Genomic DNA, 24,001 nt, shown 5'->3' on the forward strand with positions numbered 1-24,001 from the left:
AGTCCTTCTTTGGTCCAAACCATTGACTCGGGCCTCGGATGATCGCTATCACTTCTCCCACCCGAACCTCTCGCTTCCCCCTCCCACCCCCCGGAGGCAGTTCATGCACATCCGTAAACCCCTCATCGCGGCCGCCGCCACGGCCGCGCTGGCAGCCGGAGCGCTGGCCGGCTTCGCGGGGCTCGGCACCGCGCAGGCCGCCGACGCGGCCACCACCGCGGGCGCAGGCGGCAACGTCAAGATCGCGTACTACGACCAGTGGAGCGTGTACGGGAACGCCTTCTATCCCAAGCACCTCGACACCCGCGGCATAGCGGGCAAGCTGGACGTCATCAACTACTCGTTCGGCAATATCCACCCCACCAACCTCACCTGTTTCGAGGCGAACAAGGCGGCCGGCGACGACAACAACCCGAACGCCGGTGACGGCGCGGGCGACTCGTACGCTGACTACCAGAAGTCCTTCGGCGCGGCCGACAGCGTCAGCGGCGTCGCCGACAAGTGGGACCAGCCGATCGTCGGCGTCTTCAACCAGTTCAAGCAGTTGAAGGCCAAGTACCCGAACCTGAAGATCAACATTTCGATCGGCGGCTGGACGTACTCGAAGTACTTCAGCGACGCGGCGAAGACCGACGCCTCCCGCAAGAAGCTCGTCTCCTCCTGCATCGACCAGTACATCAAGGGCAACCTGCCGGTCGAGGGCGGCTACGGCGGCGCGGGCAGCGCGGCGGGCATCTTCGACGGCATCGACATCGACTGGGAGTACCCCGGCTCCTCCGGCGGCCACCTGGGCAACCACTACGCCCCCGAGGACAAGCAGAACTTCACGCTCCTGCTCAAGGAGTTCCGCGAGCAGCTCGACGCGTACGGCGCGGCCAACGGCGGCAAGAAGTACCTGCTGACCTCGGCCCTCCCGGCCGGCCAGGACAAGATCAAGTACATCGAGACGGACAAGATCGGCGCGTACCTCGACTACGCGAACATCATGACGTACGACATGCACGGCGCCTGGGACGGCGACGGGCCGACGTACCACCAGTCCCCGCTGTACTCCGGTGCCAACGACCCGACGGACCCGATCGCCCCGGGCACCGAGAAGTACAGCATCGACAACGCCATCGACTCCTGGATCGACGGCAAGCCGGCCTACGGCATCGCCGGCGGCTTCCCGGCCAACAAGCTGACGCTGGGCTACGAGTTCTACTACCGCGGCTGGAAGGGCGTCCCCGCGGGGACGGCGGGCGGCCTCGCGCAGCCCGCGACCGGCGCCTCCGGCGCCCGGCCCACCAGCCAGCAGGCCGGCATCGCCAACTACAAGGAGCTCGGCGGCATCGTCGACAACCCGGCGAGCACCTTCTGGGACGACCAGGCCAAGGCCTCGTACTTCTACAAGGACGGCGAGTTCTTCACCGGCCTGAACCAGAAGTCCGTCCAGGCCCGGGTCGACTACGGCAAGCAGCGCGGCCTGGCCGGAGCGATGATGTACTCCCTGCTCGGCCTGGACAACAACACCACGCTGCTGAACCAGATCTCGGACGCCCTCGGCGGCACCACGCAGCCCCCGACGACGCCGCCCACCACGCCTCCGACGACCCCGCCGACCACCCCGCCCACGACGCCGCCGACCACCCCGCCGACCACGGGCTGCGGCTCGACCCCGGCGTACGTCGCGGGCACGGTCTACACCGGTGGCCAGGAAGTCTCCTACAGCGGCCGCAAGTACAAGGCCCAGTGGTGGACGCAGAACGAGACCCCGGGCACCACGGGTGAGTGGGGTGTCTGGAAGGACCTCGGCGCCTGCTGATCTCCCCCCACCCCGCGCCGAGCGGCACCCCGCCCCGCACCCGGTTCCCCCGGTGCGGGGCGGAGGTGTGTCACATGGTTGCCGGATTCCGGACACCGCTCCGTGGCGGTCTCGCTACGCTCGGCCACAGGTGAATCCGACCCGCGTTTCGATGGGGTGACCGTCCCTTGGCCCAGGCACGTGACATCGATCCCAGCGCCTCGCCGCTGGACTACTACAGCTTCGAGCTGCGTCGACTGAGAGAGGAAGCCGACCTCAACCAGGCGCAGCTGGGCGCCATCGTCTTCTGCACAGGTTCCCTGATCGGCATGATTGAGAACGGCCGCAGGGTCCCTACCCGCGACTTCTCGGAACGGGCGGACGCGGCGCTGGGCACCGGTGGGGTGTTCTCCCGTCTGGTGGGCCTGGTGCTGCGGAGCCAGTTGCCGACATGGTTCCAGGCGTTCGCGGAGATGGAGGCCAGGGCGACGCACATCTCCTCTTTCCAACCACAGTTGGTGTACGGGCTCTTGCAGACGCAGGAGTACGCCCGAGCGGTCCTCCACGCGGGGTGGGGGGAGAAGCTCGATGAGGCGGTGGCCGCGAGGCTGGAGCGTCAGCGCATCCTCAGCCGAGAGGCCCCGCCGCTCGTGTGGGTAGTTCTGGATGAAGCGGTGCTGCACCGCCCGTTCGGCAGCCGCGAGATAATGCGAGAGCAACTGGACCAGCTGCTGAAATTTCAAGACCGGCGTGAGGTGCGGATCCAGATCCTCCCGTTCAGCGCCGGACAACACCCGGCAACCGTTGGCGCGTTCACTGTCCTGAGGTTCGAACGCGACCCGGATGTCGTCTACGCCGAGAGCTACGGTTCGGCCCACGTGAAGGCGAATCCGGAGACGGCCAGAGACTGTGCGCATCGCTACGATCATCTGCAGGCCACGGCGCTCTCCGTGGAGGAGTCGGCGGCGCTGATCGCCCGCGTACGAGAGGAACGTTATGGGGACCATTCAGCACCTGACGGACGCGTTGTGGCGTAAGTCCAGCTACAGCGGAGGGACCGGCGGTGAGTGCGTCGAGTGCGCCCCCCTCGGCTCCGCCGCCTGGCGTAAGGCTTCGTACAGCGGCAGCAACGGCGGCGAGTGCGTCGAGGTGGCCGCCCAGCCCTGCGGTGTCGCGGTCCGGGACTCCAAGCACCCCGAAGGGCCCGCCTTCACCGTCGCCCCCGCGGCATTCGCCGCCTTCGTGCGCAGCCTCTGAGGGGTCCGGGCGGAGCCCGGGGAAACGGAGAAAGGGCGGGGCGGGGAGAAGAGCTCCGCGCAGCGGCCCCTGCACCGCCCCGCAGGGTTCAGGCGGCCCCGGGGCGGGTGCCGATCATCTCGGCGATCAGCTCCGGGGCCACCGCGCGCGAGTACAGCCAGCCCTGACCCGTGTCGCAGCCGACGCGCCGCAGCCGGGCCGCCTGCCCGGCCGTCTCCACGCACTCCGCCGTGACCGTCAGCCCCAGCCGGTGCGCGAGCTGCACCAGGGCCTCGACGATGGTCTCGTCGGCCGGGTTCGGGTGGGTGCCCTCCTCGTAGCGGAAGCCCCGTACGAAGGAGCCGTCCAGCTTCAGCACGGACACCGGCAGCCGGCTCAGGTACGCCAGGTTCGAGTACCCGGTGCCGAAGTCGTCGATGGCGATCCGCACCCCCATGTCGCTCAGCGCCTGGAGGGCCTGGAGCGGCCGGCCCGCGGAGCCCATCACCGCCGACTCGGTCAGCTCCAGCTGGAGCAGCTGCGGGGCGAGCCCCGTCTCGGCCAGGATCTCCGCCACGTCGCCGACCAGGTCGGAATCCCACACCTGGCGGACCGCCACGTTGACGGAGACGAAGACCGGGGTGTCGCTGGGCTGCTCGATCTGCCAGCGCCGGGCCTGCCGGCAGGCGGTCCGCAGCACCCATCGCCCCAACTGGACGATGGAGCCGTCCTCTTCCGCAATGCCGATGAACCGATTCGGCGTCAGGATGCCGAACTGCGGGTGGTTCCAGCGGACCAGTGCCTCCACCCCGCGCACCGCCCCGCTCTCCAGGTCCACGAGCGGCTGGTACTCGAGCGCGAACTCGCCCCGCTCCACGGCCGGCCGCAGCGTCGAGGTCAGCGCCTGGCGGGTCATGCGGTGTGCGTTGCGCTCCGGGTCGAACAGCGTCCAGCGGGCCTTGCCGTCCGCCTTCGCCCAGTACAGGGTCGTGTCCGCGGCCTGCATCAGCCCGGTCGCCGAGGTCCCGTCCGCGGCCCGCTCCACCACGCCGATCGACGCCGAGACCGACAGCCGCTGCCCGGCCAGGTCGAACGGCTCCTGGACGGCGTTCAGTACGCTCCGCGCCAGGTCGGCGAGCTGCTCGGTGCCGGTGGAGTCCTCGACCAGCAGGGCGAACTCGTCGCCGCCGAGCCGCGCCACGAGGTGCCCGCCGGTGCGCCCGTAGCCGGACTGGTCGGCGCACTGCGTCAGCCGGGCCGCGACGGCGGTCAGCAGCCGGTCGCCGACCCGGTGGCCCAGGGTGTCGTTGACGGCCTTGAACCCGTCGAGGTCGAGGTAGCACAGGCCGATCCGGCCGGTCCCGCCCTGCTCGTACGAGGAGGCCTCCAGGGCGGCGGAGAGCCGCTCGAAGAACAGCGCCCGGTTGGGCAGCCGGGTCACCGGGTCGTGCATCTGCAGGTGGCGCAGCCGGGCCTGGAGGTCGCGGCGGTCGCTGATGTCGGCGACGGACAGCAGCACGTCCCGGGTGCCGGGCACGGGCCCGAGGGTGACCTCGGTCCACAGCGAGTGCCCGTCGGGGTGTTTGAGCCGGCGGGTGCAGCGCAGCCGGGCCTGCCGGCCGCGGAGCACCTCCTGGTACGCCTGCCAGGTACGGGCCTCGGCGCCCAGGTCGACCAGATCGGCCGCGCGCTGCTCGACGAGCGCGTGCGGCTCGGTCCCGAGGAGCCCGGCCAGCGCCGCGTTGGCGGCGACGACGTGGCCGGAGCGGTCGACGACGGCCATCGCGAGGTGGGCCGCGTTGAAGGCTGCCCGGTAATCGCGCAGTTCGGACGCGGTGCGGGTCGGCGCCGGCGGCATGACCGGCACTGCTTGGTGACGCTCCGTAATGGCCGATCGGATGCTGTCGGCCGCCGAACCGGTTCCCTCTGAGGTTCCGCTCACCGTTGGCTCCCGCAGTGCTCGTGAGTGTCCGTGCAGGAAAGTGTGCCGATCATAGAGGCACCGTACGGGCCTATCCAGCGGCGTCGCCGTGCGGGGCACGGGACTTCGGCGTGCTGACGCCTCTCCGACCGCATCCCGGGCGATCGTTTCTGCACGGCTCTGAGCAGCGAAAGTTCCCTGTTGATCTCCCGTGATCGGTCGTGACGTTCTGTAGGCATGTGGGTGAACCCCCGGGGTCACCGGCTTGCCGTAGTGCTCACTCTTGTGGGGCAGCGGAACAGGGCATTAGTAAGACAATCCCCTCAGGGTGGAGCGAGATGGTACGAATCCACCACCGGAGGTCGATGTGCCGCGACAGCAGACACCCGGGGGAGTGGAACGCTCCCGCATGAGAAGCACGGCGGCCGCGCTCACCTCCCTGACGGCGCTCGCCGCCATGTCGCTCGTCGCGGGTCCCGCGGTCGCCGCTACCGGGGCCGGGCCGTGCGCGCTGACCCGCACGTCGGCGCACCACTCCCTGGGCCTCGACACCTGGAACCGCGCCTACCCCAGGCCGCAGCGCACCCTCCACGCGGTCATGGTCTTCCTCTCCTTCCCCGACCACCGGACCAGCCTCACGACGGAGCAGCTGACCGGCGACTACTTCCCCGCCACCAGCGACTTCTTCGAGCGGGCCTCGTACGGGAGGTTCCGTCTGGAACCGCACCCGCAGGAGCGGTGGATCCAGATGCCCAAGCCGTCGACCGCGTACGGGATACAGCGTGACTGGGCGGCGCACGACCGGGCGGCGTACCTGCGGGACGCGGTCGCGGCCGCCGACCGGGAGGTGGACTTCTCGCAGTACGACGTCGTGTACTTCGTCGCCGACCCGGACGCGCCCGGAGTGGACTCGGACGCCACCAAGGTCGTCAACTTCGACCGGCCGATCCGGGCGGACGGGACGGACCTGCGGCGGATCGTGACCGTCTTCGAGCGGCACCCGCCGGACCGCAACGTACTGGCGCACGAGACCGGGCACGTCTTCGACCTGCCCGACCTCTACCACCGGCCGAGCGACGGCAAGGGCGACTGGGACACCTACGTCGGCGACTGGGACGTCATGGGCAGCCAGTTCGGGATGGCGCCGGACCTGTTCGCCTGGCACAAGTGGAAGCTGGGCTGGCTGGACTCCTCGCAGGTGGACTGCGTGCAGTCGGGGTCCTCGCTGCACACCCTGCTGCCGCTGGGCCAGGCCCCGGCCCCGGGCGCCACGGGCGGGACCCGGCTCGCGGTGATCCGTACGGGCCCCGGCAGCGCGATCGCGGTCGAGGCGCGGGGCTCCGCCGGCAACGACGGGGACACCTGTACGGAGGGGGTCCTGGTCTACCGGGTGCGCAACGAGGCGGCGTCGGGCGGCGGGCCGATCGAGGTGCTGGACGGGCACCCGGACTCGGAGGCCTGCTGGGACCGCTCGGTGTACCCGCCGCTGGCGGACGCGCCGCTGGAGGTGGGCGAGGCGTTCACGGTGCCGGGGGAGCGGATCAGGATCGAGGTGGCGGACCGGACCCCGTCCGGCGCGTACACGGTCAAGATCACGACCTAGTGCCCCGGCTCGTCGGCACGACGAAGAAGGCCCCCACTCGCGTGGAGGCCTTCTTCCGTCTGTGCGCCGCCAGGGACTCGAACCCCGGACCCGCTGATTAAGAGTCAGCTGCTCTAACCAACTGAGCTAGCGGCGCCTGTCTGACGTGGAAGACATTAGCAGGGAGACGGCCGGAAGGAAAAATCGATATCCGCAGCTCGGGCGGCGCGGACGTACGCCCACAGGAGTGCCTCGGGCCCGGGGAGCCAGGGGGTGCGGGTGTCGGGGGCGACGACCCAGCGGGACGGGCCGGGAACGGCGTCCAGCGGCGGCACGGTGACGGCGTCGCCGCGGCCGTGGCACAGCGGCGCGGGCACGGAGGCGCCCCACTCTTCCCAGGCGAGCAGCGCGGGGAGGCGGTGCGCGGTCCCGGTGGAGGTGAAGAGCAGCATCCGCCCGCGGTGCACGGCGACGGGCCCGGAGCCGGGACCCTCGGCCCAGAGCAGGTCGAGCATGCGGCGGCCGAGGACGAGGGGGACGTTGACGACGTCGAAAGCGGTCCCGCAGGGCAGCACGGCGGGGGCCGTGGCCCGGGCCTCCCAGCGCGCGAGGGTGCTGTGCGGGTGCGCGGACGCGGAGGCGAGCCAGGCGGCGCCCTGCGGGGTGACGTGGGTGGCGGTGCTTGCGTGCGGGGCGGGGCAGGCGGGTGCCGTCGTCAGCGTCGTCATGCGGACCGGTCTACCGGGCGTAGCGGGCCCGTTTCCAGGAGTTACGGAAAATCGGGACAGGGCGGGGGACAGTGGGCTATGTTGCGCCCCGCATATGCCAGGTGCGACGCCGAGGGTGATATCCGCCGTGCATCCGCCGCACCCGGCGGTGGGTCACGGGGTGTCCGGGCCGGCTCCGCGCTGGAGGGACTCGCCGAACTCGATCATCTTGAGCGCGTAGTCCTCGGTCCAGTCCGCCTGCGCGGCGATCTCCGCCGGCGGCAGCCGGTCGAACCGGCGCGGATCGGCGAGCTGCGCGGCGGCCAGCGCCTGGAACTCCACCGCCCGCTCCTGCGCCGCCCGGAAGGCGAGCGTCAGCTCGGTGGCGCGGGCCAGCAGCTCCCGCGGGTCCTCGATCGACTCCAGGTCGAAGAAGTGTTCCGGGTCCGTGGCGGCCTCCGAGGGCTCGAAGAGCAGCGGCGCGGGCCGCGGCTTCCGCTCGGTCGTCCGCTCGGGCTCTGCCATGCGTGTCCTCCTGCTGCGCGTTCGGGATCCTTCCGGGCCACCCTCCATTGTCCAACGCCGCGCAAGAGCGCCGCCTTCGGGCCGTCACGGCTTCCAGGGCACCCGGTGTTCCGCGAGGTGGGCCAGGACCGAGTGGTTGGCCTCCCAGCCGTCGGGGAACTTCACCGTCACGCCCAACTGGACCGGTTCCGTGGACGGGTGGTCGTCCAGCAGCTCCGCTATCCCCGCCCGGGCCACCACCACGCAGGCGTGCCGGTGCCGCGAGGCCAGTACGCACAGGCGGCCCGTCTCCAGGTGGAACGCCGTCGCGTCCGGGCGGCCCGACAGCGGGTGCAGCACCACCGTGAGGTCGTACTCCCGCCCCTGGAGCCGGTTCGCGGTGTCCACCGTGACCCCGGTGACGCCCAGCTCCGCCAGAGCCGCCCGGACCGCCGAGGCCTGGTCGCGGTGCGCCGTGCCGACCGCGATCCGGTCGGCGGTCAGCGGGGACGGCGCCTTCGACTGCTCGTCCGCCGTCACCGCACCCCGGTCCAGCGCCCGCCGGACCACCAGGGCCACCGCCCGTACGGCCTCCGGGTCGGTGCGCGGGGTGTGCCGCGCGGGCAGCTCCAGCAGGCCCCAGCCCGACTCCGCGGCCTCGTCCAGCACCCGGTCCGGCCCCGAGCCGTCGCCGGCGACCCCGTACGACAGCCGCCGCTCGCCCGGGCCCGTACCGCTGCGGAACTGCGTGTACGGGTAGAACGCCCGCGAGACCAGCGGCGCGGCCGACGCCGGGAGTCGCCAGGACACCGGCAGCCGGTGCTGCGGCAGCTGCGGATTGTGCGCCAGGAGGGTGCTGACGGCGCTCGCCGAAGGGTCGTACGACAGTCCGGCCCACTGCTCGGCGCCGACCACGCTGAACGGGTCCAGCTGCCCCGGGTCGCCCACGAACAGCGCCCGGTCGAACAGCCCGGCCACGGCCAGCAGCGCGTCCGAGCGCATCTGGTACGCCTCGTCGACGATGGCGTGCTCCCAGGGCTCCGCGTCCTTCACGTACGCCCACTTCGCCGCCGTCGAGATCGTGATCGGCAGCTCCGCGAGGTCCTTCGGCTTCGCCGAGAGGGTGACCGAGGGCAGCTCGCGCAGCGCCGGATCGTAGGCGTCGCCCTCGCTGCTGTGCAGCCGGCCGACCTTCAGCTCCGGATCCTTGTCGGCGAGCCGCAGCACCAGGTCGTCGACCTGCGCGTTGGTCTGCGCGACCACCATCAGCCGGCGCCCGGCCGCGGCCAGTTCGCGGGCAGCCCGCACCACCAGCGTGGACTTGCCGGCACCGGGCGGGGAGTCGACGACCACGCCGCGCTCGCTGCCGTACAGGGTGTCGCGCAGGATGGCGGCGGTCGCCTCGGCGGCCGCGGCCCCCGGGTCGAATGCGGTGCTCACAGGATGTCCTCGTCCGTCACGGCGTCGGGAAGCGGGGTGGCGGTCGCGGATCCGGGCGGGCCGCCGTGCGTCCACGGGGTCTTCTCCGGGTCCGGCAGCTTCGGTCCGCCGCGCGCGTCGTGCTCGAACAGCGTCCAGCAGATCCGGTCGCCCTTCTCCGGCACCGAGCCCGGCTCCGGCTCCCTGCCGCGGCCCATCTTGTCCAGCAGCCGCAGCACGAGCCGCCCGTCCGCCTCGAAACGGACGAACAGGGCCGCCTGCGGGCGGCCCTCCAGCGAGCGGAACACCTTGCCGCCGCCGCCCTCCGCGAGCTGCGGACGGTCCTCCGTGGCCACCGTCACCAGCGGGCGCGGACTCGGCCGCTTCGACTCCGTCCACTCCATCACGACCTCGGTGACCTCGCCCGCGAAGGCCTCGCCCGACAGCCGCCGGCCCGCCATCACCAGCGGATCGTCCAGCGCCTCCTGGGCGTCGAGCCGCACCTGCTCGGTCTCCCGCGTCGCCAGCTTCTGCGCCGCCGTCACCACGTCGTCCCGGCGCGGCTGCGGGGGCTCGCCCGCCCGGACCCGGTCCCGGTGGCCGGTGTACGACCAGCGGTCGCGGGTCCAGCGCTCCTCGGCCCGCTCCCCGGCCGGCAGCGTGCGCAGCAGCTCCAGCGACTGCCAGACCGCCCGCCAGGTGGGCCGCATCTGCTCCGCGACGAGCTCCCGGACGGCCGCCTCGGCGCGGGCCGCCGCCTTCGGGTCCTCCGCGGCGCGCGCCGCGTCGTAGCGGGCCATCGCCGGGGCCAGCAGCTTGTTGTCGAAGGCCGGGTCGGTGGCCGGTCCGGCGGGCGGCACCAGCAGCCGCCCGTCCCGGTCGCGGCCCAGTTCGGCCCGCAGGGCCGCCTCCGCACCCGATTCCCCCTCCGGCGGGGCTATCCACGCCAGCAGGGCGCCCAGGTGCTGGTCCTCCAGATTGCTCTGGCCGGTGGCCCAGTGCCGCCCGAGCAGCTCCGTCGCCGACAGCAGCATCGAGGCCCCCGGGACCCGTGAGCGCTCGCCGAGGTGCGTGAACCAGCGCCCCAGTAGCGGCACCCGGGTGGGCGCCGGATACGGATTCTCCGGATCCTCCTCGGCCGTCCGCCGGAACCGCATCGACCGCCCCAGCAGCCGTACGTGCTCGATGCCGGCCCGGCTCGGCACGATCAGCTGCGGCGCGTCCAGGCACAGCTCGGCGGCGACCTTGCTCTTCGCGCCGGTGTCCGGGTCGGTCTCGGTGCGCTCCACGTACTCGACGTCGTCCGCGTACCCGTCCAGGTACGGCAGGACCACGTCGGCCAGGTCCGCGAGGAAGGCCCAGCGCAGGTCCCGGTCGCGCGGCTGCGGCACCACGAGCAGCCGCGGCTCCGCGGGATCCGTGCCGACGAGCGCGCCGAGCGGGGCCCCGGCCTCGCCCGCCGTGGTCAGGGGGACGAGGACCAGCGGGCGCTCGCTCAGATGCCGGTGCCGTACGGTCGCCAGCGGCCGGGCCCGGCCCGCCCGGACGGCCTCCAGTCGCGCGAGGGTGTTCAGCAGGGACATGCGGCCGCCTCCAGGGCCTCGGCGCGCAGCCGGGCCGCGTGGCGGAGCGAGGCCGCCGTCGGGTCGTCCGGGCTGCCGGATCCGGCGGCCGCCGCGAGGGCCTCCTCGACGGTGGTGAGCGCGCCGAGCTCCCCCCGTACGGAACGGCCCAGCGCGGTCACCGCGTCGGCGGCGCGGGCCCGCTCCCGGCAGTGGAAGGCCAGCTCGCAGGCGGCCAGGCATTCGGGGGCGTAGGCGGCGGAGACGGCCGAGACCGCCTCGGTCAGCTCCGCGGCGGGTCGCGCCGGGTCGAAGCTGAGCCCCTCGGGCAGGGCCGCGGCCAGCTCCTCGACCCGGGTCAGCCGCTCCAGCTGGCGCCGGGTCACGGCCCGCTCGCGGCGGATGTCGACGGGCGCGGCGGCGGGCAGGTTGGAGAAGTCCTTCGGGCAGACGAGCAGCACGGTGTGCCCGACCACGGCGGAGGCCAGCTTCCCGGCGGTCTTCTCCAGGGCCAGGACGTACACGGCGGCCTGCCGGGCGGCGGCGCCCACCTTCGCGGCGTCGGCGGCCCCGTCGATCATCGGGAACGACTTGATCTCCACGACGGTCCAGCGGCCGTCGGGATGCACGACGACGGCGTCCGGCTCCAGATAGGCGGGGGAGCCCGCCACCTCCAGGGCCAGCATCGGGTGGTCCAGCAGGGTCCACGCCCCGGAGGCGGCTCCGGCGGCGGTCGCCTCGCGGAGCGCGAGCGCGGTGCGGGCGGCGCGGCCCTCGGGCCCGGCGGCCGTCAGATCGGGGACGCGCGCGTCCGGGCCGGGGGGCTCGGCGCCCGCGCCGAGGTGCGCGTGCACGAGCCGCAGGAGCTCGGCCCCGCCGTCGCCCTTGACCCGGGCCTCGAAGGAGTTCCCGCGGACGATCGCGAACTGCGACTGGCCGAAGGCGGCGGGCGAGCCGAGGGCCGCGGCCAGGGCGGTCTTGTCCACGCCCGCGCCGTCGAGCAGGGCCCGTCTGCCGCACCCGGGGTTGGCGGCGAGCGCCGCCAGCGCTCGGGCGTCGAGCGGGCGGGGCGGCACGGCGGGGCCGCGCAGGTCAGCGAGCCGCTGCCGCAGTGTCGTCTTCGGAGGCGGGCCGCTGGGCGGGTAGGAGCTCACGGGCGGAAGTGTCCCATCCGCCACTGACAATCGGGGCGGTACCGCGGAAACCGGCTGTTCGGGCCGGTGGCCGGGCCGCTCGCGCGGGCAGCCGGCGGGCGATCGCGTGCCCCGCGGCCATCACGGCGGCTCCGGCGGCCGCGTCCAGGAAGTAGTGGTTGGCGGTGCCCATGACCACGAGCGCGGTGACGGCGGGATAGGCGGTGCCGAGCGCCCGCAGCAGCGGGTGGCGCCCGTGCCGCCAGAGCAGGACCCCGCACCACAGGGCCCAGCCGACGTGCAGGCTCGGCATGGCCGCGTACTGGTTGGTCAGGCTCCCGAGCCCGCGCGGCGCACTGGCCTCGGCGCCCCACCACCCGTACGCGCTGTACTGGGCCATCGTGTCGGTGAACCCCTGTGCGGAGTCCAGCAGCCGGGGCGGACAGGTGGGCATCAGGGTGAAGCCGACGAGCCCGAGGAGCGTGGAGACGACGAGCCAGGTGCGGGCGCTGCGGTAGTGCCGCGGCCTGCGCAGGTACAGCCAGACCAGCACGGCCGGGGTGACGAGGTAGTGCAGGGAGGCGTAGACGAAGTCGGCGGGTATCCCGAGCAGCCCCTGCCGGGAGAAGAGCCGGTTGAGCGGCCGTTCGAAGTCGAGCCCCGACAACTCCTCGGTCCGCAGGATCGCGAGCCCGTGGCCGACGGCGAGGTGCACGTCGCCGCGCGCGAGGAGTCTGCCACCGGTGTACGCGCCGTAGACGAGCCCCAGGAGCAGCAGTTCGGCCCACCACCGGGTGGGCTTCTGCCGATCAGTCATACGCGGTAGGACGCTTGTGCGACGGGGTGGGTTGCCTGGTGTTCATGTGATGGATGATGGATGGACGACGCAATCGCCCAAAGTCTTACGAAACACTACTTACCGGGAGAGTTCCCTATGGCCCCCCGCATCCTCCTGGCCCGGCACGGTCAGACGGCGTGGTCCCAGCTCGGCAAGCACACCGGACGCACGGACGTGCCCATGCTGGAGGAGGGCAGGCGCGGCGCGAGGCTGCTCGGCGAGCGGCTGGCCCGCGCCCCCTGGAACGGCCTGCCCGGTGTGGAGGTCCGCACCAGCCCGCTGGTCCGCGCGAGCGAGAGCTGCGACCTGGCGGGCTTCGGCGCCCAGGCGGACCCGTGGGACGCGCTGATGGAGTGGGACTACGGCGACTACGAGGGCATGACCCCGGCCGAGATCCAGGCGGTCCGCCCAGGCTGGCTGATCTGGCGCGACGGGGTGCCGGGCGGCGAGTCCGTGGCCGACGTCGCGGCGCGCGCCGACGAGGTCGTCGCCTGGGCCCGCTCGGCGGAACGCGACGTGCTGGTCTTCGCGCACGGACACATCCTGCGCACCCTGGCCGCCCGCTGGCTCGGCCTGGAGGCCTCCTTCGGCGCCCGCATCCGCCTGGAGCCCACCTCCCTCTCGGTCCTGGGCTGGGCGTACGGGGCCCCCGCCCTGGAGCGCTGGAACGACACGGGCCACCTGGACCTGTAGGTCCCAAATGCCTTACCCGGGCGGGTGGTCGGGTGATCGGCGCGGTCTCAGGCCGTGGCATGGCGGGTCAGGAAGGCGGCCACGCGCGGGCTGCGCTGATGCGGGACCAGGGCACGGGCCGTGCCCGAGAGCATCGACCGGATCCGGGTGGACTGCACCTCGGTGAGCAGGTCCAGGACCCGCCCGCCCGCCCAGGCCGCCTCGTCCGGGGCGCCCGCGCGCGCCAGGTCGTCGGCCAGCTCCGCCGTGTAGAGGGCCACGTTCCGGGCGAAGTGCGGATCCTGGAGGTCCGCCGCGCGGCGGGCGTGCCGGGCCGCGCGGGCGTGCTCCCCGAGAGCCGCCCAGCACCGCGACTCCAGGGACTCCAGTTCGGCCTCGCCGAAGAAGGACATCCACTCCGGGTCGGCTGCCGCCGCGCCGCGCGAGAACTCCGTGTGCGCCCGGGTCAGCGCCTCCTCGCAGGCCTTGCGGTCGGCCAGCCCCGCCCAGCCGCCCGCCTCGCGCAGCGCGAGCAGCGACAGCAGTCGCGGGGAACCGAGGGAGCGGGCGGCGCGGCGGCCCGCCTGGGCCGCCCGTACGGACTCCCGGGGCCGTCCGCAGTCCCGGGCCAGGAAGGCCATGTTGCTGAAGGCGTGCGCCTCCAGGCCCGCGTCCCCCGCGACCCGGGCCGTCGCCAGCGCCTCCGCGTAGTGCGAGCGGGCGTCGTCGAAACGGCCGGAGTCGTGCGCCAGCCAGCCCACGGAGATGGCCAGTTCACCGGCGCCCGCGTGCAGCCGGTCCTCGGTGGACTGCCGGGTGGCCCCCGCGTCCAGCAGTGCGTAGGCGGTGCGCAGGGGTTCGGCGGCCTTGCGGTACAGGGCGTCGGCCCCGTGCCGGTCGTCCAGCAGCCGGATCCGGCGCACGGCCTCCTCGACCGCGGCCGCCTCGGACTCGCCGGCCCGGGAGGGCGGTCGGCGGGTGTCGCCGAGCAGGGTGAAGCCGATCGTCGCGGCCGCCACGGTCGCGGAGCCGCCCGCCATGAACGCGCGACGCAGCACGTCGCTCTCCTTGTGGGTGAAAGGGGCGCTGCGCTGCGCGGACCGGCCGCGGACCGCCTCGCGCGGGGAGAAGCCCAGATCGGCCAGGGTCCGGCCGGGGAACATGTGCAGGAAGACCCGCTCGTACGCGTAATTGGGACAGCGGATCTCGCCGGACTCGACCCGGCCGATGTAGCGGGCGTCGCAGGAAACCGTTTCTCCGATTTCCTTCGCGGCCCGGCGCACCATGCCCGCGAACTCGGCCGGGGAGTTCCGGCCGCGCAGTCGCCGGAACGTCTGATTGGGTGAGTGGGGGAACGCCGCCATGGACGTGGCCTCTCTGGCAAGGGACGCACCGCCGGTTCCGCGGGATGAGGCAGGTCCCGGCGCGCATGAACGTACCGCCAGAGGCGGACGACTGATGTGGTGTTTGGCTACAAAAGGGATATCTCACCCGCGATCCGCCATGAACTGCCATCCTTTGCAGCGTCTTGCCACCGCACCCGTTGACGTTTTCGCGCGTTGAGCCCATGCGGGGTGTGAGCTGACTCCCGCCCCGCTCGTACGCGGATCGAGGAGGGGTTCCCTTGGTGGAGGGCGGCATGGAGAGCACTGGAATGAACACCGCGCCCGCGTCTTCGGGCGCGACCCCCGTACCGGCCGCGACTGCCGTGGCGGTCGCCCCGATGGCCCCGGCGGCCTCGGCCGAGGCGCCGGACCTGGTGACCGTGCCCACCCGGCAGGGCCTGGAGGCCGTGGACATCATCCGCCGCGCCGCCAGCCTGGCCGGCGGGGTCGGCCCGGTGCTGCACGACGGCTCCGGCGACACCCTCGGCTTCCTCGTCCCGCCCGGCACCGCCGACGCCTGGGACATGCCGGGCAGCGCCTGCACCCAGACCAACGGACGCGGCATGCGCTTCGGCGACGTCTCGCCCACCGCCGACGACACCGGCTGGCTGCTCCCCCCGGAAGCCGTCGGTCCGGTCACCGACCCGGACGTGCTGCGCGCCGCGCTCGGAGAGGCCGCCCGCCTGATCGAGGCGGCGGACAACTGCCGCTGACCGGCGACAATGGGGTGGTGGCAGGCAAGGGCAAAGGAAGCGGCAGCAGCAGCGGCGGCAGGCAGCGCGGGCGCGGAGGCGGGAGCGCGGGCTCCGAGGCGGTCGTCGGGCCGGTGGACGGCGGCACGGCGGAGCTGGCTCCCGACCGGGAGCGCGCCGGGGCCTGGACGCTGCTCATCGACGGGGCCCCGCAGTCACATGTGGACCTGGGCGATCCGGGGTACCTGGATTTCGCGTACCAGCGCCGGATCGGCCACCTCATCGACCTCGTCGCACCCGCCCGGCAGCCCCTGAACGTGGTGCACCTGGGCGGCGGCGCCTTCACCCTCGCGCGCTACACGGCGGCCGCCCGGCCCCGCTCCACCCAGCAGGTCGTGGAGATCGACGCCGCGCTGGTGGCCTTCGTACGGGAACACCTGCCGCTGGACCCGCAGGCGCGGGTCCGGGTCCGGGCGGTGGACGCGCGGGCGGGCCTGGCCAAGGTCCCGGACGGCTGGGCCGACCTGGTGATCGCGGACGTGTTCAGCGGCGCGCGGACCCCGGCGCACCTGACGAGCGCCGAGTTCCTGGACGACGTACGCCGGGCCCTGGCGCCGGGCGGGTGGTACGTGGCCAACCTCGCGGACGGTCCGCCGCTCGCGCACCTGAAGGGCCAGATCGCGACGGCCGCGTCGCGCTTCGCGCACCTGGCGCTGGCCGCCGACCCCGTGGTGTGGCGGGGGAAACGGTTCGGCAACGCGGTGCTGGTGGCCGCGGACCGGGAGCTGCCGGTCGCCGAGTTCACCCGCCGGGTCGCGAGCGATCCGCATCCCGGCCGGGTCGAGCAGGGGCGGGCCCTCGCGGATTTCGCGGGCGGCGCGGCCCCGGTCGCGGACGCCTCGGCGGTGGCCTCGCCGGAGCCCCCGCCGTCGGTCTTCCGCTGAGGGGCGCGACCCGTCGCGACACGCCCTCGTACGGATGACGTTGCGGTCCGACCACCCCGGGAGCGGGTATGTCTGCGAGTCGGGTGTCCCGCCGGGGCGCTCGGACATCGTCAGGCAGCAGGGAGACAGGGACATGGCTCAGGGCACCGTCAAGTGGTTCAACGCGGAGAAGGGTTTCGGGTTCATCGCGCCCGAGGACGGCACCCCGGACGTCTTCGCCCACTTCAGCGAGATCCAGGGGACCGGATTCAAGGAGCTCCGGGAGAACGACAAGGTCGAGTACGACCTCGGCCAGGGCGCGAAGGGACCGCAGGCGACGAACATCAGCGTCATCCGCTGACGATCCGGGGCCTACCCGGCCGTGATCCGCCGGACAGGCTCTAGCCCTCGTACGTCTCCACCAGCGGCGGGTGGCCGTTCCAGGTGCAGAAGACCGACATCTCCCGGCCCGCCTTCGTGAAGGTGACCCGGATCCAGTACGGCTGCTTCCACACCTGCATCTGCCAGCCGGCGTCCGGCGTCGCCGAGACCAGCTCGGCCGAGGACGTCCCGAGGTCGAAGACCACCCGGCCACCCGTGACCGGGTAGGCCTTCACCTTGCCCGGATCCCCGCCGTCGCCCTGCTGCCCCTCGGGGCTCGGGCTCGGCGGGGCCGCCTTCTGCAGGGGCTTCGCGGGCGAGGCTCCGGCGGAGGGCGAAGCCGAGGGGGAGGCGGCGGACGGGGAGGGCGCGTCCGGGGCCGGTCCGGCCGAGGGCGTCGCCGCGTCGTGCGTCGAGGAGGACAGCGGCTGCGTGGTGAGCGGCACCGCCAGCGGCGGATCGTAGGCCGTTCCGGACATGACCGTGTGCACGCCCCACCAGGACAGCGTCACCGCCGCCCCGGTCGCCAGCGTCCAGGCGAGTGCGTGAACAAGTGCTCGGTGCATCAGGGCACATACTGCACCACGCGTCCGGGAAGCGGTCCGACACCCCGCCCGGTCCCCCGAATGGACTACCGTGCGGCCCATGGCAAGTGTGCTCGTGGTCGAGGACGACCAGTTCGTACGTTCCGCCCTGATCCGGCACCTGACCGAGGCCTCGCACACCGTGCGGAGCGTCGGTACGGCCCTGGAGGCGCTGCGCGAGGTCGCCCACCACCGGTTCGACGTGGTCATCCTCGACCTCGGGCTGCCCGACCTCGACGGGTCGGAGGCGCTGAAGATGCTGCGCGGCATCACCGACGTACCGGTGATCATCGCCACCGCGCGCGACGACGAGGCCGAGATCGTCCGGCTCCTCAACGACGGCGCCGACGACTACCTGACCAAGCCCTTCTCCGTGGAGCACCTCTCCGCCCGGATGTCCGCCGTCCTGCGCCGTGCCCGCGCGGCCGCCGGGGCCGAGCCGCCCTCGCGCGTACTGCGGGTGGGCGGGCTGGCCATCGACCCGCTGCGGCGCCAGGCCGAGCTGGACGGGGCCGTACTGGACCTCACGCGGCGGGAGTTCGACCTGCTGGCCTTCCTCGCCGGGCGGCCCGGGGTGGTCGTGGCCCGGCGCGAGCTGCTCGCCGAGGTCTGGCAGCAGTCGTACGGGGACGATCAGACGATCGACGTGCACCTGTCCTGGCTGCGCCGCAAACTGGGCGAAACGGCCGCCCGGCCGCGGTACTTGCACACTCTGCGGGGGGTCGGCGTCAAGCTGGAGCCGCCGCGGTGAGATGGGCGCTGGTCAAGGTGTGCCTCGCGGTCACGGCCATGGTGGTCGTGGCCTTCGCCGTACCGCTCGGGCTCGTCGTCCAGGAAATGGCCCGCGACCGCGCCTTCTCCAACGCCGAGCGGCAGGCCGCCACGATCGGCCCGACCCTTTCCATCACCACCGACCCGGGTCAGCTGCGCAAGGCCGTCGAGTCCACGCAGATGGGCGCGGCCCAGCGGATGGCGGTCCACGTGCCGTCGATCGGGGGCGGCGCACCCGTCGAGATCGGCACCACGCGGGCCGGGGCGCACGCCGTGGAGGAGACCCGGCGGATGGGGCGGGCCATGACGGCCCGGCTGGCCGGGGGCGGTTCGACGCTGCTCCAGCCGACCGCGCTCGGCTCGGGGGACATCGCCGTCGTGGAGATCTTCGTACCGGAGAGCGAGGTCAGCAACGGCGTCGCGACGGCCTGGGTGGTCCTCGCGGGGGTCGGCCTGGCGCTGATCGTGGGCTCCGTGGCGGTCGCCGACCGGCTCGGCGCCAGGCTGGTACGGCCCGCCGAGCGGCTCGCGGACGCCGCGCACCAGCTGGGCGAGGGCCGGCTGGGGGCGCGGGTGCCGGAGGACGGGCCGAAGGAACTGCGTTCGGCGGCCGTCGCGTTCAACTCGATGGCGGACCAGGTGGTGGAACTCCTCGCCAACGAGCGGGAGCTGGCCGCCGACCTCTCGCACCGGCTGCGGACGCCGCTGACGGTGCTGCGGCTCAACGCGGCCTCGCTCGGCGACGGGCCGGCCGCCGAGCAGACGCGGGCGGCGGTGGAGCAGCTGGAGCGGGAGGTCGACACGATCATCCGTACCGCCCGTGAGCAGCGCGCTCCGGCGTCCGGCGCGGCCGGCGGCGGGGGCGGGGCGGGCTGCGACGCCTCGGAGGTGATCCGCGACCGGATGGCCTTCTGGTCGGCGCTGGCGGAGGACGAGGGCCGCGAGGTGCGGCTCGCGGGCGTGGACCGCACGGTGCGGCTCCCGGTCGCCCGGCCGGAGCTCGCGGCAGCCCTCGACGCCCTGCTCGGCAACGTGTTCCGGCACACCCCGGAGGGCACGCCGTTCGCGGTGGACGTGCACGACGCGGGGGACGCGGTCATCGTGCTCGTCTCGGACGCGGGCGCCGGGATCGCCGACCCGGACGCGGCGCTGCGGCGCGGCAACGACGGCGGGCGGGACGGCTCGACGGGGCTCGGGCTGGACATCGTGCGCCGGGTCGCGGAGTCGACGGGCGGGGACGTGCGGATCGGGCGCTCGATGCTCGGAGGGACCGAGGTCAGGGTGTGGATCGCCCTGGACGACCGGGCGCGGGGCGGCTCGGGCGGCGTACGGACGCGCCGGGTGAGCCGGCGCAAGCGGCGCGGCTGACGCGTACCGTACGGGGGTTGTTGCTCGTCCTTTCCCTCGAACGGAATGGAACCGGTCATGCGCTATGCAGTCCTCGGCACCGGCATCGTCGGCCGTACGGTGGCCGCCCGCCTCGTCTCCCTCGGCCACGAGGTGGTCATCGGCACCCGGGATCCCGGGGCCACCCTCGCCCGAACCGAGTACGCCGAATGGCAGTCGGCCAACCCGCAGGTCGGCCTCGCCTCCTTTCCCGATGCCGCCCGGCAGGGAGACGTCCTGGTCAACGCCACCGGCGGGCAGGTCAGCGTGGCCGCCCTGACGGAGGCGGACGCCGCGCACCTGGACGGGAAGGTGCTGATCGACATCGCCAACCCGCTGGACTTCTCGCGGGGGTTCCCGCCCACCCTCGACCCGGTGGACGACGACAGCCTGGGCGAACTGCTCCAGCGGACCTTCCCGGGGCTGCGGGTGGTCAAGACGCTGAACACGATGAACTGCCAGGTCATGGTCGACCCGGCGCGGGTGCCGGGCGAGCACAACGTGTTCCTGTCGGGCGAGGACGCCGATGCCAAGAAGTCCGTACGCGAACTGCTCCACTCCTTCGGCTGGCCGGAGGCGAGCGTCCTCGACCTCGGAGGGATCGAGTCGGCCCGCGGTACGGAGATGCTCCTGCCCATCTGGCTCCGTCTGATGGGGACGCTCGGGCACGCGGACTTCAACTTCCACGTCCAGGGCGCGGTGGCGGGCGACTGAGGACGTCCGGGGCGGGTCGGGGGCTGGATGGGCGAGGAGAGGTTGCCGGTGCCGGTGGCCGGGCCGAGTGTGGGCCCGACGGAAGGAGTCAGGCATGAGAGTCATGCTCCGGGCCCACATCGACACGCAGGCCGGCAATGAGGCCACCAGGGCCGGCACCCTGCCCCAGGCCATGAAGAAGCTCATGGAGAAGATCAAGCCGGAAGCCGCGTACTTCGGCCCCTCCGAGGGTGTCCGGAGCTGCTGGATCGTCTTCGACATGCAGGACAGCGCGGAGATTCCGCCGCTGCTCGAAGGACTCTTCACGGAGCTGAACGCCGAGGTCGAGATCAGCCCGGTGATGAACGCGGAGGACTTGGCGAGGGGGCTCTCGCAGTTGCAGGGCGCGTAGCGCCCGTACACGAGCGTGCCCGGCCGGCGGCCGCCACCGCGAACGATGCGGGGCGGCCGCCGACGCGTGTGCGGGGGACCGGTCGCCTGTACGGGGGATCAGTCGCCGGAGTTCAGGCGCCGAGCCTGCGAGCGGCCGACCTCGGCGGCGCGGTGCAGGTAGTCGGCGATGACGGCGAGTTCGGAGTCGGAGTAGCTCTCCAGGACGGCGCCGAAGGCCCGGCCGGGGGTCTCCCAGGCCTCGCCGATCCGGCGGCGGGCCTCGGGGGCGAGGGCGACGAGGGAGCGGCGCCGGTCGTGGGGGTCGGCGAGGCGCTCGACGATGCCGGCCTTGACCAGCCGGTCGACGAGGCGGGTCGCGGAGCCGGAGGTCAGGCCGGTGAGGCGGGCGATGTCCCCGGTGCTGACGGGACCGGGCTCCATGTCGAGGAGCGCGACGCACTGCATGTCCGTGGGGTGCAGGCCGACGTGGTCGGCCATCGCCTGGGTGAAGAGCGAGTAGTCGGCGTAGTGCCGCTGGCTCTCGGTGACGATGCGCGTCAGCAGTTCGGCGCGGCTCCACTCATCGCGGGCGGCGTCACTCGAACGAGGGGAATCGGTTGACATCGGCTTCTCCATGCCTGAAATTTATCTGTGTGGCGCAGAGTATTTGTGATGCAGAATCTGTGCCACGTACTCATCCTACCGTGGGCATCGTCCACACGAACAGGAAGCAGGAACCCGCCATGTCGATCCTCGTCACCGGTGCCCGCGGCTCCGTCGCCCGCGGTCTCGTCTCCCTCCTCGCCGCCCGCGGCGTCCCTCACCGCCTCGCCTCCCGCGCGCCGGACACACCGGACACCGTCCGCTGTGACCTCGGCGATCCCGCGACCTTCCCGGGCGCCTTGGCCGGAGCCCGGTCCGTCTTCCTCTACGCCGAGGCCTCCGCCATCGACGCCTTCGTCAAGGAGGCCGTCACCGCCGGAGTGGAGCACGTCGTGCTCCTGTCCTCCTCCTCGGTGCTCGCCCCCGGCGCCGCCGACAGCCCGCTGGCCGCCGCCCATCTCGCCGTCGAGGAGGCCCTGATGGCCTCCCCGCTGCGCACCACACTGCTGCGCCCCGGCTCCTTCGCGAGCAATGCCCTCGGCTGGGCCCGGTCGCTGAAGTCCGGCCGCCCGGTCCACCTGCCCCACCCGGGCTCGCACTGCGACCCGGTCCATGAGGCCGACCTCGCCGAGGCCGCGTTCACCGTCCTCACCGACCCGGCCCTCGCCGGCCGCGCCTACCACCTGACGGGACCGCAGTCGCTGACGTTCGCGACCCAACTCGCGATACTCGGAAGGGTCCTGGGCGCCCCCGCACCGTTCGAGGCCGTCACCGCCGAGCAGTGGAAGGCCGAGGTCGACGGGTACATCCCCGGCCCCTACGCCGACGCGCTCCTCGACTACTGGGCCGCCGGCGACGGGATCCCGGCCGAGATCACCGACGCCGTCGAGCACCTCACGGGCCACCCGGCCCGCTCCTTCGAAACCTGGGTCCACGACCACGCGGAGGCCTTCCGCGCCTAGGGAGTGTCGTCGAAGTGGCGTCGGCCGCCCGAGAGGGCGGGGCAGGCCCCGCCGGCCAGACGGGACTTTGACGACACGACCTAGGGTGTCGGGATGCAGAAGATCGGTGCGGAGGGGGGCGTGGCCGTGCGGCCGCGGCGGACGGCGAACACACTGTTCTGGGCCGCTCTGATACCCACGGCGGCCACGGTGGGCGGCTTCGTCAGCCAGTACCCCTACGGCATGTTGTGGGTCGGCGTCCTGATCGTCCTCGCCGCCGCGGCAGCGGGGTCGATCGCGGCGGGCTCGGTCTGGAAGCGGGCGGGCGCCGCCACCCTGGTGGGCTTCTCCGTCTTCGCGCTGGGGCTGTTCGCCGGGTCCAACCTCAACGAGACGTACCTCAAGCAGCTCGGTGAACGCACGGGCGCGGTGGTCGCGGAGACGGGGAAGCGGGTCAACGCCAAAGGCGACGTACGGCACTTCTGCCAAGTGCTCGACGACTCGGGGAGCCGCGCGGAGCTGGGCGACATCCAGAACTGCCACGGCCAGTTCGCGACGGGGCGGCGCGTCGTCCTCTTCAAGGACCGGCTGGGCGGCCTCGATCCATGGATCGAGGCCAGTGGCAACCGCGCCGTCGACCCCGTCGGCCTGGGCGTCACCGCCGGCCTCTACGCCCTGACCGCCGCAACCCTCCTCTACGCGGGCCGGCGCCGCCGCTGAGCCGTCTGTTCCGGACCAGGCTGGGCCCGACCTTGATCGGCCGGGACGGCAGCGGCGACGAGCTCCGCAGCCGCGGTGGGAGCGGGGGACGGCCGACGCTGGAAGAGGTCGCCTCGCGCGCCGGAGTCGGGCGCGGCACGGTCTCCCGGGTGGTCAACGGGTCCTCCAAGGTCAGCGAGCGCACCAGGGCCGCCGTCGAGGCCGTCGTCGCGGAGCTCGGGTACGTGCCCAACCGGGCCGCCCGGGCCCTGGCCGGCAGCCGTGCCGACGCCATCGCCCTCGTCGTCCCCGAGCCGCAGTCCCGTTTCTTCGCCGAGCCGTACTTCTCCGACGTGGTCCGCGGGGTCGGCGCCGCCCTCGCCGAGACCGACGTCCAGCTGGTGCTCACCCTCGCCGGCAGCGACCGCGAGCGCCGCCGGCTCGCCCAGTACCTGTCCGCGCACCGAGTCGACGGTGTCCTGCTCGTCGCCGTCCACGCAGGCGACCCGCTGCCCGAGCTGCTGGCCGAGCTCGGCATCCCGGCCGTGATCAGCGGCCGCCGCTCGGCCGCCGAGCCGCTGCCGTCCGTCGACTGCGACAACGCGGCGGGCGCCGCCGGGGCGGTACGCCACCTCCTCGGCCGGGGTCGGCGCGCGATGGCCACCGTCACCGGACCGCTCGACGTGTACGGGGCGCGTGCCGGCTCGACGGCTACCGGGAGGCCCTGACAGCCGCCGGCGTCCCCGTCGACGAGCTGCTGATCGCGGACGGGGATGTCACCGAGGAAGGCGGCCGCCGGGCCGTGCGCGAGCTGCTGGAGCGCCGTCCCGCCCTCGACGCCGTCTTCGCCGCCTCCGACGTGATGGCGGTGGGCGCCCGCCGCGAGCGGCGCGCCGCCGGCCGCCGGATACCCGAGGACGTGGCGCTGGTCGGCTTCGACGATTCGGTGCTGGCCCGGCACATGGATCCGCCGCCGACCAGCGTCCACCAGCCGGTCGAGGAGATGGGCCGGACCAGGGCGCGCATGCTGCCGGCCCGGATGGCGGGGAGTCCGTACAACGCAGAGGGCCCCGGCCGCTTTCGCGTACCGGGGCCCTCTCGTAGGGTGAGTGACGGGACTTGAACCCGCGGCCACCTGGACCACAACCAGGTGCTCTACCAACTGAGCTACACCCACCATGTCCGGTCGGAAA

General features: G+C 73.1%; 24 protein-coding genes, 2 tRNA genes and 1 pseudogene. 15 read left to right on the forward strand and 12 right to left on the reverse strand.

All coding sequences use genetic code 11. The features are described from left to right. Nucleotides 1–103: 103 nt before the first annotated feature. The 3 genes from ACFXGI_RS19670 (at nt 104) to ACFXGI_RS19680 (ending at nt 3,040) form a co-directional block, all read left to right on the forward strand. Nucleotides 104–1,804, forward strand: coding sequence for a glycosyl hydrolase family 18 protein (locus ACFXGI_RS19670; protein WP_384707950.1), 1,701 nt, complete (start codon nt 104–106; stop codon nt 1,802–1,804). 167 nt (nt 1,805–1,971) lie between these two features. Next, entirely contained in the window at nt 1,972–2,820 is an 849-nt protein-coding gene (locus ACFXGI_RS19675; protein ID WP_384707952.1) for a helix-turn-helix transcriptional regulator, read from the forward strand. After that, entirely contained in the window at nt 2,780–3,040 is a 261-nt protein-coding gene (locus ACFXGI_RS19680) for a DUF397 domain-containing protein (protein WP_384707955.1), read from the forward strand. Before ACFXGI_RS19675 ends, ACFXGI_RS19680 begins: the two co-directional genes overlap by 41 nt. A gap of 88 nt (nt 3,041–3,128) precedes the next feature. Here the strand turns inward: ACFXGI_RS19680 and ACFXGI_RS19685 are convergent, their stop codons facing one another. Then, the gene (locus tag ACFXGI_RS19685) at nt 3,129–4,961 is read right to left on the reverse strand and encodes a putative bifunctional diguanylate cyclase/phosphodiesterase (RefSeq protein WP_384707958.1); all 1,833 of its coding nucleotides are present in this window, start codon (nt 4,959–4,961) and stop codon (nt 3,129–3,131) included. A gap of 388 nt (nt 4,962–5,349) precedes the next feature. Between ACFXGI_RS19685 and ACFXGI_RS19690 the strand changes: the two genes are divergently transcribed. Beyond that, the gene (locus ACFXGI_RS19690) at nt 5,350–6,543 is read left to right on the forward strand and encodes a M6 family metalloprotease domain-containing protein (protein WP_384707960.1); all 1,194 of its coding nucleotides are present in this window, start codon (nt 5,350–5,352) and stop codon (nt 6,541–6,543) included. A 62-nt stretch (nt 6,544–6,605) separates the two neighbouring features. On the opposite strand, the gene ACFXGI_RS19695 is transcribed toward ACFXGI_RS19690, so the two are convergent. The 7 genes from ACFXGI_RS19695 to ACFXGI_RS19725 all read right to left on the reverse strand — a co-directional run bounded on the left by ACFXGI_RS19695 (nt 6,606) and on the right by ACFXGI_RS19725 (nt 12,664). Continuing rightward, nucleotides 6,606–6,679: transfer RNA gene (locus tag ACFXGI_RS19695), tRNA-Lys, on the reverse strand. A gap of 19 nt (nt 6,680–6,698) precedes the next feature. Further along, nucleotides 6,699–7,250 carry a hypothetical protein gene (locus ACFXGI_RS19700; RefSeq protein WP_384707963.1) on the reverse strand — a complete coding sequence of 184 codons (552 nt, stop codon included), beginning with the start codon at nt 7,248–7,250 and terminating at the stop codon, nt 6,699–6,701. 153 nt (nt 7,251–7,403) lie between these two features. After that, complete coding sequence (locus ACFXGI_RS19705) at nt 7,404–7,754, reverse strand: hypothetical protein (protein ID WP_384707966.1); 351 nt, start codon at nt 7,752–7,754, stop codon at nt 7,404–7,406. A gap of 84 nt (nt 7,755–7,838) precedes the next feature. Next, nucleotides 7,839–9,173, reverse strand: coding sequence for an AAA domain-containing protein (locus tag ACFXGI_RS19710; protein WP_384707969.1), 1,335 nt, complete (start codon nt 9,171–9,173; stop codon nt 7,839–7,841). Beyond that, nucleotides 9,170–10,735 (reverse strand): hypothetical protein, encoded by a 1,566-nt coding sequence (locus ACFXGI_RS19715; RefSeq protein WP_384707972.1) that lies wholly within the window; start codon nt 10,733–10,735, stop codon nt 9,170–9,172. Before ACFXGI_RS19715 ends, ACFXGI_RS19710 begins: the two co-directional genes overlap by 4 nt. After that, a complete protein-coding gene (locus ACFXGI_RS19720) occupies nt 10,723–11,868 on the reverse strand; it encodes a hypothetical protein (protein ID WP_384707975.1) in 1,146 nt (381 codons plus the stop codon). The genes ACFXGI_RS19715 and ACFXGI_RS19720 overlap by 13 nt, the downstream gene beginning before the upstream one ends. Beyond that, nucleotides 11,807–12,664: a phosphatase PAP2 family protein gene (locus ACFXGI_RS19725; RefSeq protein ID WP_384707978.1), complete on the reverse strand. Its 858-nt coding sequence runs from the start codon at nt 12,662–12,664 to the stop codon at nt 11,807–11,809. Before ACFXGI_RS19725 ends, ACFXGI_RS19720 begins: the two co-directional genes overlap by 62 nt. A gap of 117 nt (nt 12,665–12,781) precedes the next feature. Between ACFXGI_RS19725 and ACFXGI_RS19730 the strand changes: the two genes are divergently transcribed. Next, entirely contained in the window at nt 12,782–13,378 is a 597-nt protein-coding gene (locus ACFXGI_RS19730) for a histidine phosphatase family protein (protein WP_384707981.1), read from the forward strand. Between the two features lie 47 nt (nt 13,379–13,425). On the opposite strand, the gene ACFXGI_RS19735 is transcribed toward ACFXGI_RS19730, so the two are convergent. Next, nucleotides 13,426–14,721, reverse strand: coding sequence for a tetratricopeptide repeat protein (locus ACFXGI_RS19735; RefSeq protein WP_384707984.1), 1,296 nt, complete (start codon nt 14,719–14,721; stop codon nt 13,426–13,428). Between the two features lie 275 nt (nt 14,722–14,996). On the opposite strand from ACFXGI_RS19735, the gene ACFXGI_RS19740 reads away from it, so the two are divergent. The 3 genes from ACFXGI_RS19740 (at nt 14,997) to ACFXGI_RS19750 (ending at nt 16,718) form a co-directional block, all read left to right on the forward strand. Further along, nucleotides 14,997–15,455: a hypothetical protein gene (locus tag ACFXGI_RS19740; RefSeq protein ID WP_384707987.1), complete on the forward strand. Its 459-nt coding sequence runs from the start codon at nt 14,997–14,999 to the stop codon at nt 15,453–15,455. A 17-nt stretch (nt 15,456–15,472) separates the two neighbouring features. Next, nucleotides 15,473–16,378 (forward strand): spermidine synthase, encoded by a 906-nt coding sequence (locus tag ACFXGI_RS19745; protein WP_384707990.1) that lies wholly within the window; start codon nt 15,473–15,475, stop codon nt 16,376–16,378. Between the two features lie 133 nt (nt 16,379–16,511). Continuing rightward, on the forward strand, nt 16,512–16,718 hold the full coding sequence (locus ACFXGI_RS19750) for a cold-shock protein (RefSeq protein ID WP_384707993.1): 207 nt from the start codon (nt 16,512–16,514) through the stop codon (nt 16,716–16,718). Nucleotides 16,719–16,758: 40 nt separating this feature from the next. On the opposite strand, the gene ACFXGI_RS19755 is transcribed toward ACFXGI_RS19750, so the two are convergent. Beyond that, nucleotides 16,759–17,304, reverse strand: coding sequence for a hypothetical protein (locus tag ACFXGI_RS19755; protein WP_384707996.1), 546 nt, complete (start codon nt 17,302–17,304; stop codon nt 16,759–16,761). A 79-nt stretch (nt 17,305–17,383) separates the two neighbouring features. On the opposite strand from ACFXGI_RS19755, the gene ACFXGI_RS19760 reads away from it, so the two are divergent. The 4 genes from ACFXGI_RS19760 (at nt 17,384) to ACFXGI_RS19775 (ending at nt 20,584) form a co-directional block, all read left to right on the forward strand. Further along, the gene (locus ACFXGI_RS19760; RefSeq protein WP_030010722.1) at nt 17,384–18,073 is read left to right on the forward strand and encodes a response regulator transcription factor; all 690 of its coding nucleotides are present in this window, start codon (nt 17,384–17,386) and stop codon (nt 18,071–18,073) included. Then, a complete protein-coding gene (locus ACFXGI_RS19765) occupies nt 18,070–19,461 on the forward strand; it encodes a sensor histidine kinase (RefSeq protein WP_384707999.1) in 1,392 nt (463 codons plus the stop codon). Before ACFXGI_RS19760 ends, ACFXGI_RS19765 begins: the two co-directional genes overlap by 4 nt. 57 nt (nt 19,462–19,518) lie before the next feature. After that, complete coding sequence (locus tag ACFXGI_RS19770) at nt 19,519–20,193, forward strand: NADPH-dependent F420 reductase (RefSeq protein WP_384708002.1); 675 nt, start codon at nt 19,519–19,521, stop codon at nt 20,191–20,193. 94 nt (nt 20,194–20,287) lie between these two features. Then, entirely contained in the window at nt 20,288–20,584 is a 297-nt protein-coding gene (locus ACFXGI_RS19775; RefSeq protein ID WP_384708005.1) for a DUF3303 family protein, read from the forward strand. A gap of 98 nt (nt 20,585–20,682) precedes the next feature. Here ACFXGI_RS19775 and ACFXGI_RS19780 read toward each other — a convergent pair whose 3' ends face one another. Continuing rightward, a complete protein-coding gene (locus ACFXGI_RS19780; RefSeq protein WP_384708008.1) occupies nt 20,683–21,189 on the reverse strand; it encodes a MarR family winged helix-turn-helix transcriptional regulator in 507 nt (168 codons plus the stop codon). 119 nt (nt 21,190–21,308) lie between these two features. Here ACFXGI_RS19780 and ACFXGI_RS19785 point away from each other — a divergent pair, with 119 nt between their 5' ends. From ACFXGI_RS19785 to ACFXGI_RS19795, 3 genes and pseudogenes are all read left to right on the forward strand, one after another. After that, the gene (locus ACFXGI_RS19785) at nt 21,309–22,130 is read left to right on the forward strand and encodes an NAD(P)H-binding protein (protein ID WP_384708011.1); all 822 of its coding nucleotides are present in this window, start codon (nt 21,309–21,311) and stop codon (nt 22,128–22,130) included. 93 nt (nt 22,131–22,223) lie between these two features. Beyond that, complete coding sequence (locus ACFXGI_RS19790) at nt 22,224–22,829, forward strand: hypothetical protein (protein WP_384708014.1); 606 nt, start codon at nt 22,224–22,226, stop codon at nt 22,827–22,829. A 98-nt stretch (nt 22,830–22,927) separates the two neighbouring features. Next, nucleotides 22,928–23,931: pseudogene (locus tag ACFXGI_RS19795) on the forward strand (LacI family DNA-binding transcriptional regulator). Here ACFXGI_RS19795 and ACFXGI_RS19800 read toward each other — a convergent pair. Further along, a tRNA-His gene (locus tag ACFXGI_RS19800) sits at nt 23,913–23,985 on the reverse strand. The pseudogene ACFXGI_RS19795 and the gene ACFXGI_RS19800 overlap by 19 nt on opposite strands. Nucleotides 23,986–24,001 lie beyond the last annotated feature (16 nt).

The sequence above is a fragment of the Streptomyces sp. NPDC059355 genome, from assembly GCF_042752335.1.
GTDB lineage: Bacteria > Actinomycetota > Actinomycetes > Streptomycetales > Streptomycetaceae > Streptomyces.

What these genes read in the sequence shown, in the direction of transcription:
- ACFXGI_RS19670 (WP_384707950.1), top strand. Translation starts at nt 104, where the DNA reads ATGCACATCCGTAAACCCCTCATCGCGGCCGCCGCCACGGCCGCGCTG.
- ACFXGI_RS19680 (WP_384707955.1), top strand. Translation starts at nt 2,780, where the DNA reads ATGGGGACCATTCAGCACCTGACGGACGCGTTGTGGCGTAAGTCCAGC.
- ACFXGI_RS19690 (WP_384707960.1), top strand. Translation starts at nt 5,350, where the DNA reads ATGAGAAGCACGGCGGCCGCGCTCACCTCCCTGACGGCGCTCGCCGCC.
- ACFXGI_RS19700 (WP_384707963.1), bottom strand. Translation starts at nt 7,250, where the DNA reads ATGACGACGCTGACGACGGCACCCGCCTGCCCCGCCCCGCACGCAAGC.
- ACFXGI_RS19705 (WP_384707966.1), bottom strand. Translation starts at nt 7,754, where the DNA reads ATGGCAGAGCCCGAGCGGACGACCGAGCGGAAGCCGCGGCCCGCGCCG.
- ACFXGI_RS19715 (WP_384707972.1), bottom strand. Translation starts at nt 10,735, where the DNA reads ATGTCCCTGCTGAACACCCTCGCGCGACTGGAGGCCGTCCGGGCGGGC.
- ACFXGI_RS19725 (WP_384707978.1), bottom strand. Translation starts at nt 12,664, where the DNA reads ATGACTGATCGGCAGAAGCCCACCCGGTGGTGGGCCGAACTGCTGCTC.
- ACFXGI_RS19730 (WP_384707981.1), top strand. Translation starts at nt 12,782, where the DNA reads ATGGCCCCCCGCATCCTCCTGGCCCGGCACGGTCAGACGGCGTGGTCC.
- ACFXGI_RS19735 (WP_384707984.1), bottom strand. Translation starts at nt 14,721, where the DNA reads ATGGCGGCGTTCCCCCACTCACCCAATCAGACGTTCCGGCGACTGCGC.
- ACFXGI_RS19740 (WP_384707987.1), top strand. Translation starts at nt 14,997, where the DNA reads ATGGAGAGCACTGGAATGAACACCGCGCCCGCGTCTTCGGGCGCGACC.
- ACFXGI_RS19750 (WP_384707993.1), top strand. Translation starts at nt 16,512, where the DNA reads ATGGCTCAGGGCACCGTCAAGTGGTTCAACGCGGAGAAGGGTTTCGGG.
- ACFXGI_RS19755 (WP_384707996.1), bottom strand. Translation starts at nt 17,304, where the DNA reads ATGCACCGAGCACTTGTTCACGCACTCGCCTGGACGCTGGCGACCGGG.
- ACFXGI_RS19760 (WP_030010722.1), top strand. Translation starts at nt 17,384, where the DNA reads ATGGCAAGTGTGCTCGTGGTCGAGGACGACCAGTTCGTACGTTCCGCC.
- ACFXGI_RS19770 (WP_384708002.1), top strand. Translation starts at nt 19,519, where the DNA reads ATGCGCTATGCAGTCCTCGGCACCGGCATCGTCGGCCGTACGGTGGCC.
- ACFXGI_RS19775 (WP_384708005.1), top strand. Translation starts at nt 20,288, where the DNA reads ATGAGAGTCATGCTCCGGGCCCACATCGACACGCAGGCCGGCAATGAG.
- ACFXGI_RS19780 (WP_384708008.1), bottom strand. Translation starts at nt 21,189, where the DNA reads ATGTCAACCGATTCCCCTCGTTCGAGTGACGCCGCCCGCGATGAGTGG.
- ACFXGI_RS19785 (WP_384708011.1), top strand. Translation starts at nt 21,309, where the DNA reads ATGTCGATCCTCGTCACCGGTGCCCGCGGCTCCGTCGCCCGCGGTCTC.
- ACFXGI_RS19790 (WP_384708014.1), top strand. Translation starts at nt 22,224, where the DNA reads ATGCAGAAGATCGGTGCGGAGGGGGGCGTGGCCGTGCGGCCGCGGCGG.